At 55.3% G+C, this 16,132-nt stretch carries 14 protein-coding genes and 2 pseudogenes; 3 read left to right on the plus strand and 13 right to left on the minus strand.

Translation table 11 applies throughout. The features are described from left to right. Nucleotides 1-55: 55 nt before the first annotated feature. From mutS to ABLV66_RS05425, 11 genes and pseudogenes are all read right to left on the minus strand, one after another. Entirely contained in the window at nucleotides 56-2,617 is a 2,562-nt protein-coding gene (gene mutS, locus ABLV66_RS05375; protein ID WP_348876980.1) for a DNA mismatch repair protein MutS, read from the minus strand. A gap of 180 nt (nucleotides 2,618-2,797) precedes the next feature. Beyond that, a pseudogene (gene hmuV, locus ABLV66_RS05380) lies at nucleotides 2,798-2,917 on the minus strand (heme ABC transporter ATP-binding protein); the annotation flags it as partial. A 179-nt stretch (nucleotides 2,918-3,096) separates the two neighbouring features. Further along, on the minus strand, nucleotides 3,097-3,543 hold the full coding sequence (locus tag ABLV66_RS05385; protein ID WP_045395350.1) for a DUF943 family protein: 447 nt from the start codon (nucleotides 3,541-3,543) through the stop codon (nucleotides 3,097-3,099). Continuing rightward, nucleotides 3,530-4,339, minus strand: coding sequence for a DUF3289 family protein (locus ABLV66_RS05390; RefSeq protein ID WP_320482825.1), 810 nt, complete (start codon nucleotides 4,337-4,339; stop codon nucleotides 3,530-3,532). Before ABLV66_RS05390 ends, ABLV66_RS05385 begins: the two co-directional genes overlap by 14 nt. Before the next feature lie 59 nt (nucleotides 4,340-4,398). Continuing rightward, nucleotides 4,399-4,530 (minus strand): annotated as a pseudogene (locus ABLV66_RS05395) (IS630 family transposase); the annotation flags it as partial. A 276-nt stretch (nucleotides 4,531-4,806) separates the two neighbouring features. Continuing rightward, nucleotides 4,807-5,199 carry a hypothetical protein gene (locus tag ABLV66_RS05400; RefSeq protein WP_348876979.1) on the minus strand — a complete coding sequence of 131 codons (393 nt, stop codon included), beginning with the start codon at nucleotides 5,197-5,199 and terminating at the stop codon, nucleotides 4,807-4,809. 24 nt (nucleotides 5,200-5,223) lie between these two features. Beyond that, the gene (locus ABLV66_RS05405) at nucleotides 5,224-6,003 is read right to left on the minus strand and encodes a heme ABC transporter ATP-binding protein (protein ID WP_348876978.1); all 780 of its coding nucleotides are present in this window, start codon (nucleotides 6,001-6,003) and stop codon (nucleotides 5,224-5,226) included. Continuing rightward, complete coding sequence (locus ABLV66_RS05410) at nucleotides 5,996-6,991, minus strand: FecCD family ABC transporter permease (protein ID WP_348876977.1); 996 nt, start codon at nucleotides 6,989-6,991, stop codon at nucleotides 5,996-5,998. The genes ABLV66_RS05405 and ABLV66_RS05410 overlap by 8 nt, the downstream gene beginning before the upstream one ends. Beyond that, nucleotides 6,991-7,809 carry a heme/hemin ABC transporter substrate-binding protein gene (locus ABLV66_RS05415; protein WP_348876976.1) on the minus strand — a complete coding sequence of 273 codons (819 nt, stop codon included), beginning with the start codon at nucleotides 7,807-7,809 and terminating at the stop codon, nucleotides 6,991-6,993. The genes ABLV66_RS05410 and ABLV66_RS05415 overlap by 1 nt, the downstream gene beginning before the upstream one ends. Further along, nucleotides 7,806-8,837: a hemin-degrading factor gene (locus ABLV66_RS05420; protein ID WP_348876975.1), complete on the minus strand. Its 1,032-nt coding sequence runs from the start codon at nucleotides 8,835-8,837 to the stop codon at nucleotides 7,806-7,808. The genes ABLV66_RS05415 and ABLV66_RS05420 overlap by 4 nt, the downstream gene beginning before the upstream one ends. A gap of 73 nt (nucleotides 8,838-8,910) precedes the next feature. Next, the gene (locus ABLV66_RS05425) at nucleotides 8,911-11,262 is read right to left on the minus strand and encodes a TonB-dependent receptor domain-containing protein (RefSeq protein WP_348876974.1); all 2,352 of its coding nucleotides are present in this window, start codon (nucleotides 11,260-11,262) and stop codon (nucleotides 8,911-8,913) included. A 323-nt stretch (nucleotides 11,263-11,585) separates the two neighbouring features. Here ABLV66_RS05425 and ABLV66_RS05430 point away from each other — a divergent pair, with 323 nt between their 5' ends. Further along, nucleotides 11,586-11,879, plus strand: a complete 294-nt coding sequence (locus tag ABLV66_RS05430) for an Rdx family protein (RefSeq protein WP_047067069.1) — start codon at nucleotides 11,586-11,588, stop codon at nucleotides 11,877-11,879. A gap of 15 nt (nucleotides 11,880-11,894) precedes the next feature. Here ABLV66_RS05430 and ABLV66_RS05435 read toward each other — a convergent pair whose 3' ends face one another. After that, on the minus strand, nucleotides 11,895-13,604 hold the full coding sequence (locus ABLV66_RS05435; RefSeq protein ID WP_348876973.1) for a thiamine pyrophosphate-requiring protein: 1,710 nt from the start codon (nucleotides 13,602-13,604) through the stop codon (nucleotides 11,895-11,897). 35 nt (nucleotides 13,605-13,639) lie between these two features. Next, nucleotides 13,640-14,581 carry an AEC family transporter gene (locus ABLV66_RS05440; protein ID WP_289578207.1) on the minus strand — a complete coding sequence of 314 codons (942 nt, stop codon included), beginning with the start codon at nucleotides 14,579-14,581 and terminating at the stop codon, nucleotides 13,640-13,642. Nucleotides 14,582-14,763: 182 nt separating this feature from the next. On the opposite strand from ABLV66_RS05440, the gene ABLV66_RS05445 reads away from it, so the two are divergent. Together ABLV66_RS05445 and ABLV66_RS05450 are read left to right on the plus strand one after the other, a co-directional pair. Next, nucleotides 14,764-15,651 (plus strand): LysR family transcriptional regulator, encoded by an 888-nt coding sequence (locus ABLV66_RS05445; protein WP_047044314.1) that lies wholly within the window; start codon nucleotides 14,764-14,766, stop codon nucleotides 15,649-15,651. Between the two features lie 60 nt (nucleotides 15,652-15,711). Then, nucleotides 15,712-16,053: a nitrous oxide-stimulated promoter family protein gene (locus tag ABLV66_RS05450; RefSeq protein ID WP_047044316.1), complete on the plus strand. Its 342-nt coding sequence runs from the start codon at nucleotides 15,712-15,714 to the stop codon at nucleotides 16,051-16,053. Nucleotides 16,054-16,132: the final 79 nt, after the last annotated feature.

Genomic DNA, 16,132 nt, shown 5'->3' on the forward strand with positions numbered 1-16,132 from the left:
TTTTTATATTTAGCACAATTATGGAAGCTTAAATCAAGAATTCACATTAATGGAGCTACACCAGGCTTTTCAGGCGGTAAATCCACTCCAGCGCCTGACGCGGGCTCAGTGAATCCGGGTCAAGATTCTCCAGCGCTTCCAGCGCCGGTGAGGTCTCTTCCGGCGCGGAGAGCAGCGACATCTGCGTACCATCAACCTGCGTGGCGGCGGCATTTGGCGAAATGCTCTCCAGCTCGCGCAGTTTCTGCCGCGCGCGCTTGATCACCTCTTTCGGCACTCCCGCCAGCGCGGCGACCGCCAGGCCATAGCTCTTGCTGGCCGCGCCGTCCTGCACGCTGTGCATAAAGGCGATGGTATCGCCGTGCTCCAGGGCATCGAGGTGCACGTTAGCCACGCCTTCCATTTTCTCCGGCAACTGGGTGAGCTCGAAGTAGTGGGTGGCGAACAGGGTCAACGCTTTGATCTTATTCGCCAGATTCTCCGCGCAGGCCCACGCCAGCGACAGACCATCGTAGGTGGACGTGCCGCGACCAATCTCGTCCATCAGCACCAGGCTGTGTTCGGTGGCGTTGTGCAGAATATTGGCGGTTTCGGTCATCTCCACCATGAAGGTGGAACGGCCGCTCGCCAGGTCATCCGCCGCGCCGACGCGGGTAAAGATGCGGTCGATCGGGCCAATTTCTACCTTCTGCGCCGGCACGTAGCTGCCGATATAGGCCAGCAGCGCAATCAGCGCGGTCTGGCGCATATAGGTACTTTTACCGCCCATGTTGGGCCCGGTGATGATCAGCATGCGGCGCTGCGGCGCCAGCTGCAGCGGGTTGGCGATAAATGGCTCTTTCAGTACCTGCTCCACCACCGGGTGACGGCCTTCGGTAATGCGAATACCAGGTTTATCGATAAAGGTCGGGCAGCAGTAGTTCAGGGTTTCCGCACGTTCCGCGAGGTTCACCAGTACGTCCAGCTCGGCCAGCGCGCTGGCGCTGGTTTGTAAGTCGGCCAGATGCGGCAGCAGTTTTTCGAACAGGTCGTCATAGAGCTGTTTTTCCAGCGCCAGCGCCTTGCCTTTTGAAGTCAGGACCTTATCTTCGTATTCCTTGAGTTCCGGAATAATGTAGCGCTCGGCGTTTTTCAGCGTCTGGCGGCGCACGTAGTGGATCGGCGCATGCTGGCTCTGGCCGCGGCTGATCTGGATGTAGTAACCGTGAACGGCATTGTAGCCGACCTTCAGGGTATCAAGGCCAAGCCGCTCGCGTTCGCGGATTTCCAGTCTGTCGAGATAATCGGTCGCGCCATCGGCCAGCGCCCGCCACTCATCCAGCTCTTCATTATAACCCGGAGCGATAACGCCGCCGTCACGCACCAGTACCGGCGGCGCGTCGATGATCGCGCGTTCCAGCAATTCGCGTAGCTCGGCGAACTCGCCCATTTTCTCGCGCAGCTGTTGCACTGGCTGACAGTCAACGTCGGCCAGCAGCTCGCGCAGCAGCGGCAGCTGCTGGAAGGCATGGCGCATACGGGCTAAATCGCGCGGGCGGGCGGTACGCAGCGCCAGACGCGCCAGAATACGCTCAAGGTCGCCGACCTGACGCAGCACCGGCTGCAGCTCGGTATAGCGTTCCTGTAAGGCGCCAATCGTTTGTTGGCGTTCAACCAGCACCGCGGTATCGCGTACCGGCATATGCAGCCAGCGTTTGAGCATGCGGCTGCCCATCGGCGTGACCGTGCAGTCGAGTACCGAGGCAAGGGTGTTATCAACGCCGCCGGCGAGATTCTGGGTGATCTCCAGATTGCGACGGGTGGCGGCATCCATAATGATGCTGTCCTGCTGGCGTTCCATGGTGATGGAACGAATGTGCGGCAGCGAGGTGCGCTGGGTATCTTTGACGTACTGCAACAGGCAGCCGGCGGCGCACAGCCCGCGCGGGGCGTTTTCGACGCCGAAGCCCACCAGATCGCGGGTGCCGAACTGCAGGTTGAGCTGCTGGCGTGCGGTGTCGATTTCGAACTCCCATAGCGGGCGACGGCGCAGGCCGCGGCGGCCTTCAATCAGGGAAGATTCGGCAAAATCTTCCGCATACAGCAGTTCCGCCGGATTGGTACGTTGTAATTCCGCCGCCATGGTCTCGCGGTCGGCCGGTTCGCTCAGGCGAAAGCGACCGGAGCTGATATCCAGCGTCGCGTAGCCGAAGCCTTTACTGTCCTGCCAGATGGCGGCCAGCAGGTTATCCTGGCGCTCCTGCAGCAGCGCTTCATCGCTGATGGTGCCCGGCGTAACGATGCGTACCACTTTGCGTTCTACCGGCCCTTTGGTGGTGGCCGGATCGCCAATCTGTTCGCAAATCGCAACCGACTCGCCCTGATTCACCAGTTTAGCAAGATAGTTTTCCACCGCGTGATGGGGGATGCCGGCCATGGGAATCGGTTCGCCCGCGGAAGCGCCGCGTTTGGTCAGCGAGATATCGAGCAGCTGCGAGGCGCGTTTGGCGTCGTCATAAAACAGCTCGTAAAAGTCGCCCATCCGGTAAAACAGCAGGATCTCCGGATGCTGAGCCTTCAGCTTCAGGTACTGCTGCATCATGGGGGTATGGGCGTCTAAATTGTCGATTGTGCTCATAGGGTGTTATCCAGGTCCCTGATTTTTAATGGAGTGCGATTTTATTATTGTCGTCGTTATCGCATGAGGAAGACATGATAACGGAGATAGGCATTTGAGGGAAAGTGACGAAGTGGACGCAGCGATCCTGATTCCACTTCTCAGACGCGCGGCCATCGCTAAGCTGGCCGCGCGTGATGTTCAGGGCGCCAGATAAACCTGCGGAATCGCTTTTTCCGGGTGCTGGCCGAGGCGCACGTCCGCGCCGTACCAGCGGCTAATGATTTCCTGCTGGATAACCTGATGCGGCGTGCCCTGCGACCTTCGTATCAGTGCCTAATTAATCTTTTATGAGTATATAGATTGTTTTTTTCAATTTATATACTTAAACACAACCGCTCCACAATGCACGATTAAACAATTTTTGGGCGATGCTTCGAAATACAGTAGACTCTCATTGTTTCATTTTAATATATATGGTTAGGTGTGGAAAGCAATATTCATTGTAATTCAATTTTCCCATCATCTTTCTGGATATATGTTTTACCGTCAATGTTTATGAACTGTTTTCCTTTAAGTTGACCTCTGACAATTATAGCTATATTGTTATAAACACATTTTTCATGCTTTCCATTAGTATCATCAAAGCAGGTATAATCATCGATAGAACCGTCCATTGTTCCTTTAGGTAATTCGTCATAACCATCAAAGCTCATGATGGTAACCGTGAAGTTATACGGTTTATTAATGATGTGATATTTTTCCTGCAATAGCTCTTTGTTTTTCAACCACCATTTTAGTTTTCCTTCTGTTGTCATTGGTAAGTGTTCTACAAAAACAGCACTATTATCGACTCTGACAATTTTTGTTGGTCTGACAGCCAGCCATATGCAATATGCAACGATTAAAACAATTACAGTCGTTACGGTTTTTTTATATTTGAACATTGGTTTCTCCTGTCAGTGTTATTGTGGCTTCAAAATTAGTGAAGAATGGCTTTTGAGCCAAATGCTTTGCACGCTGCAGAACAAACCATATCCTAAAAAAGGCAATCGAATTGAATTTAGCTTTCATTATATCTTCTCTGTCTAATCCAAAATGATCCTGTGCCCTGTATTTAACAACCGCAGTGTATTTTTTTCCTTCGAGAGTGAGGCTCTCAATGGAAATCTCTGTACTGTTTACATCATGAACGGTAATACCCATTCCATTAACCCAGTCTTTCCATCTTGTGTATTTGGGTAAATGACTTTTATATAGATCATTGGTGAAATTTTCTTTGGTCAGTTTCGATTTGCTAAAATCAAACTGTTCGATGCCTCTTTTTATTATGGCTCTGGCGCTGTTCGGGAAGTTATCAGCCAGGATTAAATTTCTGTACGCAGTATTCATTGCTGGATTTTGATAATCTCTTCCATTATTTCGTTGCATATGATTGAAAAGATCTTTGATTAAACCCTGGTATGGTCCCTGAAAAGAAAATACATACGACTGCGATCTTAACTCATCATATAGCATTGCAATGGCTTTTTCTCTGCTTACGGGCTGTATTGAATTCAGATAGGGGTGTTTATAGGAAGGACCAAAAGTTGTCCAGTCGATGAAATTTGATACTTGCCCAAGATGATAATGCTTTTTTAGTGTGTCAACATCAATATCGCCGCTTTGCATATCATCGGCATTTCTGTCATTGAATTTTTTTTGGGTTGAGAAGATTATAAGTCTACTGTCGATTACGTTCATTTGAAATAAATCCCTTACAGTCAAATGCGCAACCACTATACAATTATACTCAATAAACCTCAAGGCGCAGATTTAAGCACCTGAAAGTGATCGTTAATTCGATATGTAAGAGATCCTGCTATATCCGGTAGTATCTGTTTGAAGAATACCGATATCGCATCTCTGAACTCCCGTGAATTATTGAAATAACGGTATAGCAAAAGCGCTCCCGGTAATCCTCCCAACAAACGTCCGCCTGCAGATGCTGATGTTTCTATTTGAATACAATGGGATCTTGATGCTGGGCCAACATTAATTCACCAGATAGGGTATGGATAGAACTCTTGTTTCATAAAAGCTGGTTAAAAGTGGAGTACTATTTCACACAGCTATTTAGCCAGAACTCTAGTCTGTTTACTCTTGTGTTCAATACCAGCCCCCTCTACCCATTTTGGAAGATTGGTTCGTTTGCCGGGATACTTACAATATTAGCGGCTGCCATCGAAGCGTGCAGGTGCAGGGTGAGCGCAGATTTTAATATAATGTTTTAACATCAGAGGACGTGAAACGCCGCGCGGGTCGCCGGTGAATGGGAGCTGAATGAAGGGCCTTAAGGGTATTTCAACCCGCCATGTCGTATCGCCAATAAAGCTGAACTCGACTGAATTTGAATGTATTTTCAGGTCAGTGAACGAATCTGTCAGGTACGCGCCACCCAGCGTCAATATTTCTTTCACGCCATCATTTACATCGAGTAGTACGATTTTGAGTGCTTCTTCATAGGGAACGTCATCAGTAAGAAATAAAAGCATAACTTCCAGCGAGTAACTTAACAATATTGCTAATATCAGTTGGTTAATCAAATGCAAACGCGCGGCCATCGCTAAGCTGGCCGCGCGTGACGTTCAGGGCGCCAGATAAACCTGTGGAATCGCTTTTTCCGGGTGCTGGCCGAGGCGCACGTCCGCGCCGTACCAGCGGCTAATGATTTCCTGCTGGATAACCTGACGCGGCGTGCCCTGCGCGACCACCTGTCCCTGGTGCAGCAGCAGAATCTGGTCGGCCCACAGGGCGGCGAGGTTGAGATCGTGTAGCACCACGCAGACATGTAGCTGGCCGGAAGCGGTCAGCCGCTTGAGCAGGCGTAACAGATGCTGCTGGTAATAGAGATCCAGCGCCGAGGTGGGTTCATCCAGAAACAGCCATCCCTGCGGCGCGCCGTTTTGCCACAGCTGAGCGAGACAGCGGGCCAGCTGTACCCGCTGCTGCTCGCCGCCGGAAAGCGACGGATAGCGCCTGCCGCGCAAATGATCGCAGCCGGTTTCCGCCATAACATCGCGCAGAGTCTGCGGACTGGCGGTCGCTTCCCACGGCGAGCGCCCCATGGCGATAACCGTTTCCACCGTCCAGTCGGCCTGGAGTGGAGTGCGCTGCAACATCACCGCCCGGCGGCGCGAGAGCGCCTGCGGCGACCAGCGCTCCAGCGTTTTGCCGTCCATTATGCGCTCGCCGCTGTCCGGGGTAAGGAAGCCGGTTAGCAGCCGCAGCAGGGTGGATTTGCCCGCGCCGTTCGGGCCGATCAGCGCGGTCATCTCGCCGCCGCGCAGCGTCAGCGAAACCTGGTCAATCACCTGTCGTTGGCCGAGCCGCAGCGACAGACCTTGCGCCCGATAGTCTTTATCCATGGATTGGTTTCTCCCGACGAAATATCAGCCACAGGAACCACGGCGCGCCCAACAGGCTGGTTAGCAGCCCCACTGGCATCTCCGCCGGCGCGGCGACGGTGCGTGCCAGGGTATCGGCAATCAGCAGCAGAATCGCGCCCGCCAGCAGCGAGCCGGGGATGAGACCCCGGTGGTCCGCCCCCAGCCACAGTCGCATCAGATGCGGCACCACCAGGCCGATAAAGCCGATGACGCCGCTTATCGCTACCGCCGCGGCGACCAGTACCGCGCTGCATAGCAACAGCAGCCGCTGCAGCGCCCGCACGTTAACGCCGAGATAGTGCGCCTCTTCATCGCCGAGTTGCAGCAGATTAAGTCGTGTTGCCATCCGCCACACCGCTATTGACGCCGGAATAATCAAGCTGGCCGCCACCAACAGCGTCGGCCATTCGGCCTGGCCCAGGCTACCCATCCCCCACAGCGACAGCTGGCGTAGCTGAGCATCGTTGCTTAGCCACGCCAGCACGCCGACCAGCGCCCCGCATAAGGCGTTGATGGCGATCCCCACCAGCAGCAGCCGCGACAGCGAACCGTCGCCTGCGCGGCTGAGGATAAAAATCACCACCATCACCGCCAGGCTGCCGATAAACGCCGCCAGCATCGGCATATACAGGGCTAACAGCACCGGCACGCTGAGCGGCAGCACCAGCCAGCAGGCCACCGCCAGCGCCGCGCCGCTGCTGATACCCAGCAGACCTGGATCGGCGAGCGGGTTGCGAAACAGCCCCTGCATCACGCAGCCGGACAGGGCCAGCGCGGCGCCGACCAGCAGCGCCAGCAGCACTCGCGGCAGACGGATCGTCAGCCAGATATGGCGCAGGATTTCATCGCCGGAGGGTAGCAGGTTGATCAATGGCAATTGCATTGCGCCGAGGGTGGTCGCGTAGAGCGTCAATACGACCAGCAGCAGCGTCATCAACAGCAGATGGCGAACGAGGGCAGGGCGCATCAGGGTGACTGCTCCGCTTTTTGCCGCAGTTCGAGGATCGCCTGCGGCGTACGCGGGCCGAAGCCGAGCAGGGCCATATCGTCGATCGCCAGTAGCTGTTTATGGCGGCCTGCCGGCGTTTGCGCCAGACCGGGCAATTTCCATAGCCCGCTTTCGCCGCCCATCCCTTTGAGGCCATCGGCGGAAATCACCACCAGATCCGCCTGGCTTGCGGCCACCCCTTCCTGCGACATCGCGCGATAATGGTCGAAACCCTGCATCGCATTTTGCAGCCCGGCGGCGCGAATCGCGCCATCGGCGGCGGTGTGCTGCCCGGCCACCATGGTGTTCATCCCGCCGTGGCTGAGGATAAACAGTACCCGTTTGGCGATAGGGCGCGTGGGAAGGGCGGCTATCTGCTGCCGGACCTGCTGGCGCAGCACGTCGCCTGCCGGAGTTTTACCTAACGCTTCGGCGATAACGGCGATTTTGTTATCGATAGCGGCAAGGTTATCGCCGCCCGGCACGTTGACGACCTTAACCTGGTTTTCCTGCACTTTCTGCAGCACCAGCGACGGCTGCGCCTGCGCGCTGGCCAGTACCAGCTGCGGGCGTAAGGAGAGGATCCCCTCGGCGCTTAATTGCCGTAGATAGCCGACGTCCGGTAGCTTTTGCGCGGCGGCAGGCCAGGTGCTGGTGCTGTCCTTCGCCACCAGCTGCTGCCCGGCGTTCAGCGCGTAGACGATTTCGGTAACGTCGCCGCCGAGGGAAATCACCCGTTCGGCGGCCGCGCTGGCGAACAGCGGCAGTGCGGCAAGCAGTATTCCCCAACGTTTCATGCCGGCTGCCCTTCCGCACACAGACGCGCCACCTGCGCGCGCCACTGTTCTTGCTCCGGGTGGCCTTCGCTGCGCTGGCCGTACAGTTGGGCGATTTGCGTACCGTCTTTGGCAAACAGTTCGACGCTGGTCACGTGGCCATCGGAGGTCGGTTTACGGGTGACCCAGATTTCATCCACGCTGTCTTCGCGCAGATGTAGGGTGAAGGCGCTGTTGAAGATGTTGATCCAGCCGCGCATCGGCGCCAGCTTTTCCAGCGCGCCGGTGAAGATCTGCACGCAGCCGCGGTTGCCGACGAAGATCATGATTTCATTGCCGTCCTGGCGCACCGTTTCCAGCAGTCCCGGCAGCGCATTATTGTCGATGCGGCAGGCCAGATCGTCGCTCACCAGGCGGAAGGCCTGCTGACGGGAAAGATTGTGTTTACGCAGCAAACCGAAGAACTGGTGCACATCGGTCATCGCGCGCCACTCGTTTTCCAGCGCCGCGGCGTCGGCGGAGTCGGCGTACTTTACGCGGTCGGCCGGGCGAATCGTCAGCGCGCCGGGCGCCGTCTCGCTGAATTTGGCTACCAGCGTTTGCCATGCCGCCATATCGGTTTGCCCGGTGGCGTAAACCTTTAGCAGCGCATCGCCGTGCGGGTCAAAGAACTGGATGCTCTGGCGGCCGTTATCGTTGAGGTGGAACACGCTCGACCACTGGCTGAGGAACAGGCGCAGGTCGAGCGCCCGCGGGTTGAGCACCAGCCCGGCGTGGCCGCTCAGGTGTTGATGGGTAAATTCGCCGACCTGTTCGTGCACCGCGTATTCGTTGCGGCAGATGCATTTGGTTTCGCCGACGCTCTCCAGGGCGGCGATAATCGCCCGTACGTCGTCGTGTAGACGCACGGCATCGTGACCAACGCGCGCGGCGGTTAATTCGGCTTCGCTAATTCCCATCTCTGCGGCGATGTCGCGGGCATATTTGGCGGTGGAGCGGGCTTTGGTGGCCTGGTAGCGCTGCCACAGATCGTCGTGTGCGTTTTGCATAATCCACATCCTTCTCTACGATGAATATCCCCGGCCCGCGGGCCGGGGTGCAGGTTTGTTATTATTCGGGCGATCAGAAATCGATATTCACGCCCAGTTGCCAGGTCCTTCCGGGCATCACCGCCAGCGCTTTATCGTTGGCATCCTGATTAGTACTGGTCTCGATGTTGCGGCTGCTCAGGTAATCCCAGTATTTACGGTCGGTAATGTTGTAAACCCCGCCGTTGAGACGAACGTTCTTCGCCACCTGCCAGTAAGCGGTCCAGTCCAGCATGCCGTAGCCCGGCACGCGCATATATTCGGTGCTGGAATCGGCGATGGCGGAGCCGGTATTGTTATAGCTCTCGCGGCTGGTGGCGGTGGCCTGTTTGCCCTTAACAAAGGTGGCGGTCAGCGCCGTACCGTAGCGCTTAGCCGGATCGTCCCACGCCACGCCGACGATCGCTTTCATCGGCGCGACGCTGTCGAGGTCGACGTATTTATCGCCGTAGTAGCTGGATTTCGATTTCCCTTCGCTATAGCCCCAGGCGAGGGTGGCGCTCAGGCCATCCACCTGCTCAAACCAGGTGCCGAAGTTAAATTTAGTGCTGATCTCGCCGCCGTAGATATAGGCTTTATCGCGGTTTTCCGCTTGATAAATGGTGTAAATATTCGACGGGACGTTAGTGAATTTGCCCGGATTGTTGGCGCGCGAATAACGCGTATAGGCGATAAAGTTCTTATAGCTGTTGTAGAACAGCGCGGTACGCACGGTGATGCCTTCGGTGACTTCGCCCTTGATACCCCATTCGATATTGTCGCTGGTCTCGGTTTTCAGATCGTTGTTGCCAATTAACGCGTACTGCTGGCTGCCGGCATAGCTGGAGCCCAGGTTCCACGAACCATACAGCTGGCTGGCATTCGGGAATTGTGCGCCGCGCTGGTACTGTAGATAGGTCATCAGCCGCGGCGTGATGTCGTACTGGAACGCCAGTGACGGCAGCACCTGGGTATCGCTGTTTTTACCATACAGATTCGCCACCGACGATTCGGTGAGCACGCTGCTGTTGGCGCTAAGATCGGACAGATCTTCCGGTTTAGTCGACTGATGCGTCACGCGTACGCCGGGAATAATCGCGAAATTGTGGCTATTGAGATCGAAGTTGATCTTATCCTGCAAGTAGCCGCCGAGGGTGTAGCTGCGGCTGTCTGCTTCCGGCTGCATAATTTCGCTGTAGACGCTGGGGATCGGCGACTGGCTAAACGGCCGCTGGGTTTTGGTCGTGCTGGCGTTAAAACCGGCGCTCAGGTCGTGACGGCCGATGCTTTTCGCGAGCGCGGTCTGCAGGCCCCAGGTATCGGTATCGTAGTCGGAATTGACCGTCTGCATTTTGCGGGTGACGCTATCCGGCATCCAGGTCCAGTCGTGAGCCTCGGTATGCTGGTAGTAAACCTTGGTCGAGACGCTGTCGATGTAATCGTTCATCGGCGTCCAGTCGTCTTTCAGGCTCAACCCCCAGCGCCGCGTCTGGTTGGTTTGGTTGGCGGTACCGATCACGCTGTTACCGCTGGAGTCCCATGAGTCGAAGTGGCTGTGGTTGGTCTTGTGATAGTAGTCGAAGGTGCTGGTGAACTTATGTTCATCGTTCGGCTGCCAGATGCCGGAGGCCATAAACGCGTCAGAGTGCCAGTTTGCCGGGTAAGCGTCGACGCTGCCGCTGTTGTTCTCGGTTTCCTGGCCATCGCGGCGGCTGTAGACGAAAATGCCGCGCAGCGTTTCATCGCCGCCGGCGACGGTGACGCCGTTATGCCAGCTGCGGTCGGAAGAGTCGTAGCCGCTCTGGTAGCCAAAGGCGCTGGTTTTGCCCGGGCGCAGATAGTCATCCGCTGATTTCGGGCGGAAGGAGACGTTGCCGCCGATTGAGCTGTTAGCGGTCTCGGTTGAGGTGGCGCCCGACTGAATATCCACGCTGCCGTACATATAGGGGTCGATATAATCGCGGCCAATGCCAAAGGTGTTGAGGCCGGAACGGCCAACGTAGCCGCGGCCGGTGGCGTTTGGCTGGGCAATGCCGTCAACATCGATGCCGACGCGGTTGCTTTCGAGGCCGCGGATGTTGTAGCCGGTATAGCCGCCGCGATCGAAACCGCTTTTACCGTTGCCGGAACCGCCGCTGGCGCCGGTGGCGCTGATGAGGGGTTCATAACGCATGATTGAGCCGAAGTCGTTGGCGCCTTTGTCCTGCAGTTCCTGCGCGCTCACCGAGTGCTCGTTGCCGGCTTTCAGCTGTGGGGCCGGGGCGGTCACCACCATCTGTTCCGCGCTATCCGTCGTGTTATCTTGGGTCACGGCCGCGATAGCGGCATTCTGCGCGATTGCTGCGAGCAGAGAAGTCGCCAGCAGGCTTTTCTTACGCCATGCTGCTGATTGAGTCGATTTGTACATTTGTAGCCACGCCTTGATAATTATTAGTATCGGCTCACGCGTTACTTCCAGAGTGCAGGTTGGTCCGTGTTTTCCCTGGCGGACAGTGGTATTCCTGATTTAGTAATTGCGAATGGTAATGATAGGTATTATCGTTTGCAACAAAATATTTACCTATACCCTAAATAATTCGAGTTGCAGGCAGGCGGCGACGCAGAGAATCCCCTGGAGCTTACTCAAATAAGTGACTGGGGTGAGCGAGGAAGCCAACGCACATGCAACTTGCAGTCTGACGGGTATATTCTGCATTTTGTTTACATTCCTTCGGACGGGAGCAACACAACATGACTCATAAAGCGGCGGTTACCATAACCTACTGTTCCCAATGCAACTGGATGCTGCGCGCCAGCTGGATGGCCCAGGAGCTGCTGCATACCTTTAGTACCGATATCGCTTCGGTCACGCTGGTGCCCGGTACCGGCGGCATTTTTACGGTGAGCGTCGATGAGGCGCTTATCTGGGAGCGCAAACGGGACGGCGGTTTCCCGGACGCTGCCGAGCTGAAACGGCGGGTGAGGGACGTCTGCTTCCCGGAAAAAGCGCTGGGGCACGTGGATAATGCCGGGAAGCAGGTCTAAAACGGCTGGCTGTGATTAACGTCCTAGCTCAACGTTGACCAGCACGCTTTGTCGGCGGGTGCGGATAATGGATACCGCCTCTTCCAGTACGTCGGGGAGATCTTCCGCCAACGAAACCGTCAGCGCAGCCGCGCGGCTGGAGGCGGCGAGGGCGGCGAAATCTGGCGACGACGAGAACGCGGTGGCCGGAATAGCTTCCATTTTGGCGGCATAGCCGTCGGGATAGAGCGCTTTGGTGCCGCCCGCCACCGCTCCCCAGCCGCCATTGTTGCCGACCACCACCAGTACGGGGAGCTTCATCACTTCCGCGATGTGGTGGCATACCGCCGGATTGGCAAAGAGATAGGAGCCGTCGCCTACGGCGGCGATGATAAGCTCATCCCGTCGGGCGAGCTGCAGCCCTAAGGCGATGGGCAACGCTTCACCCAGACCGCCCGCCAGCGCTTCCTGGTAATAACTGTCCGCCTGAATCAGGCCGGCAAACTGCGGCATTGTTGTCAGTTCGGAGACGATCTTCCCCTGATGTTGGTTGGCAAGCTGACCCAGACAGTAGCTCAGCCAGGGTTTGCCAATCGCTCCTTTTTGGCCGGCGTGGAGGAGGGCTTCACGTTGGTCCTTCGCGTGTTGTATCAGGCTAAGCACATGCTTTTCACGTTCAGCCACCTGCTGTTGCTTCGCCGCCACAAGCGGCTGGAGCGCCTCTTGTAAAAGTTCGAATACCTCGTCGGTTTCTCCGGCCAGATTGATATCGGCGCGATAGCCGCGGACGGGGTAGCGGGAAAAAAGCGGGTCGGGGCCGATCTGGATCACCTTACAGCTTTCGTTGCAGCGGCTTTCTTCGATGATCCACGGGGCCTGTGAGTCGATAATGATGATGACGTCGGCGGCGGAAAGCCAGCCTTTGGGATCGCTGCCGGCCAGCATAGGATTGTCGCTGCTAAGGGTGACTTCAGTACCCCAGTATTCCACCACCGGAATAGCCCACTCCTTAACCAGGGTATTGAGCCGCGCAAAGCCTCCAGCCGTTCTTGCGCCGCGCTGGGCGAAGATGACCGGCTGTCTGGCATTGGCTATCGCATCGGCGGCGCTGGCAATATCCGCCTGCGTTGGCGCATAGCGGACCGGCTGCTGGGTGGGGGAGGCATAAAGCGCTTGTTCATCGATGGTGAAGGTTTCGCATAGCGGCTCGCGGGGCAGGCTCAAATACACCGGCCCCTTTGGCAATGAACGGGCTATCGCCCATGCTCTGTCAACATGCTCGCCGACCTGATCGGCAATGCGTAATTCGAAGTCCCATTTCACCGACTCACGAATGAGCGCCGCCTGATCGCGCATCTCCTGGCCGTAGCCAATCGGCGTGTTGCGACAACCAAAGTGTGAATGCTCGCTAATCGGCGTGCGTCCGCCAAAAATCAGCACCGGAATATTGCTGTTGGCCAGATTGATGACGCCGCAGGCGGCATTGGCCAGGCCTACGTTGGTGTGAACCATGACGGCCTGCACTTTCCCGCTCCCGAGATAATAGCCGTGGGCCATGCCGATGGCGGCGTTCTCGTGGGGACATATCACCAGCTCCGGTACCTGTTGTCCCGTGGCGCGCATTTTGGCCCACGCTTCAATAACCGAGGGATAATCGGTACCCGAATTAATAAAAATATAGGCCACGTCGAGGGCCTGAAGCCGGTGCAGTAATAATTCAGCGGCCGATACAGTGATAGAAGTCATATTCTCTCCGGATTAACGCGATGTTATCGCCGTGATTAAAAGGTCAGGAAAATAAATGCGCCCATCGTAATGATGGAAGTAATAATACTTAGCGCCATGGTCGAGGCCATTTCTTGCTCGCCGGACTTATATTGCATGGCGATAATAATGGCGATCGAACCCACAGGAATCGCCATCGTTAATACCACTTGTTTTATTTGCTCCATGCTGAAACCCATTTTTAACAAAATGAGATAGCAGGCGCCGGGCACCAGAATATTACGAGCGATGACGGTAATAATGGTGGCTGAGGTGATGACAATGCTGCGAGTATAAAGCACGATGCCTGCGGCAAACAGCGCCAGTCCGCCGGAGGCCTTACCCAGCAGGCCTAGCGACATTGATACGGTTTCAGGAATATGAATATCCATTAATACTAATATCAGCGCGACAACCGGCGACCATACCACCGGCTGCTTGATGGCGTTGATGACCCGCGTGGTAAAAGAGATATTCTGGCTTTTATCCCCCGTTGCAACGGACATCAGAATCATCACCAGCGGAAGCTGGAAGACATTTTGCGTAATACTGGAAACAGTAATTAATGAGGCGCTGACGGTGCCGAATAAAAAAGCCAGTACCGAGGTGCCAATGAAGGGAACGGCCGGCGAGCCGATGGCCAGAGCCTGTAAAGTACTGAGCGCCAGGGAGCGTTTGCCGATATAACGGGCAATAACTAAAGGAATAACAAAACTCAGAATTAGCGCAAGGATAATGGCGATGGCGACAGGGCCCATGCTCATCACGATATGCCGCGGCGTCATGACCATATTACTGAAAATACTCAGTGGTAAAGCATACAGCATTACAATTTTATTAATATCACCAGCCTGTTGCCAATTGAAGTCTTTACGTTTACCGCTGATATAGCCAATGAGAACGGTAATGATAACGGGTAATATAGCGCCAAGAATTAATAGAATGTTGTTCTGTGTCATAGTGATGTATTCTCATTATAAATTATTGTTAGAGACAGAGTGTTGAACTATAAATATTGAGAATGATTCCCCCCTGGAAATTCGCCGCTGTTGCAATATTGATTTTCCTTGATTACTGCATTTTTGACGCAAAAAGAAGCGAGGGGGAAATGTAAAAACAATCCGTTCAATGAGTAATTGTCATGGCTATGAAAATTAAACAGATACAAGCCTTTCTGACCGTCGCCAGAGAAGGGAATATGACCCTGGCAGCGGAGAAAATGGGGATTACGCAATCCGGACTCAGCCGATTGTTGCTGTCCCTGGAAGAGGATCTGAATGCCACCTTATTTGAACGGCACAAGCATGGAATGGCGTTAAGCGAGTATGGCAGCGCGTTTTTACCCTATGCCATGACAATGTTGAACACGGAGAACAAGGCCAGAGAGGAGATGGCGCTGATCCGCGGAGCGGGCAAGGGGATTTTGAGAATCGGCTGCGTATCCAGCCTGTTAACCAGCCACTTTATTGATAAATTAGCCGCCTTTCATAAAAGCCATCCCCGGATACATATCAAAATCTTCGACCGCATTGACTCAGAGTTATTTAAACTGCTGCTGATGCATGAAATAGATATCGCCCTTTGCGGGCCCTTGCCCCACGACGATAAAATCGTGGTTCGCGGAAAAATTAACTGGCAGGACCGTATTTGTATCATTTCAAGGCCAGACCATCCGTTGCAAAAAGACAAGCGCCTGTCGCTTGCAGCGATGCTGGATTATCCGTGGATCATGCCGCCGCCGTTAAGCACGCCGATGCTTATCCTCGAAGATATTTTTCGCTCGCATCAGCTGCCCTGTCCGGTTCCGATTATCGAGTGCGCTTCATCCGCGGCGATAAAATCCTTTATCGCTGAGAGCGATCTTTTAACGTCAATGCCCGCCCCCGTCTATCGACTGGAAGAGAAGCTTGGATTGTTGCGCCCGCTGGAAGCGGAAGGCAGCGTGTTTGTCAGAGATTTCTATGCCTGGAGCCATTTTGGCGTGTTATCCGGAGCCGCGCTGCAGCTAATTCAGCATCTGAAGCAGTGAGATGCCCTGATAGATACAAAGGTGTATAATGAATGCGTCTTATTAACTTGAGGCTGTGGCATGGGTAAGCGCATCGAACGTGAAAAAAAGACTATCAGCTGTATGATTCGGCTGTATCAACGCCGCTGCCCGGACGCCCTTGACGAGGATGAACATTACCAGGCGCTCAATACCTACGCCGATAAGCGCCTGGATAAGTGCGTATTTGGCGAAGAGAAGCCGGCCTGTAAACAGTGTCCGGTACACTGCTATCAACCGGCGAAGCGGGAAGAGATGAAGCAGATCATGCGCTGGGCCGGGCCGCGGATGCTCTGGCGGCATCCGATTCTGACCATTCGTCACCTGATTGACGACAGGCGGCCGGTGCCGGAGCTGCCGGAAAAATACCGGCCGAAAAAATAGCGGCCTTTCCCCGGCTTGCGCTGCGCTTCGCCGCTACCGGGGATCGCGGTTGAAGGAGCGTAGATACTGTTATCGGTTG

Origin of the sequence: Klebsiella sp. CN_Kp073 (assembly GCF_040065495.2) — a bacterium.
In the GTDB taxonomy this organism is placed as follows: Bacteria; Pseudomonadota; Gammaproteobacteria; order Enterobacterales; family Enterobacteriaceae; genus Klebsiella; species Klebsiella aerogenes.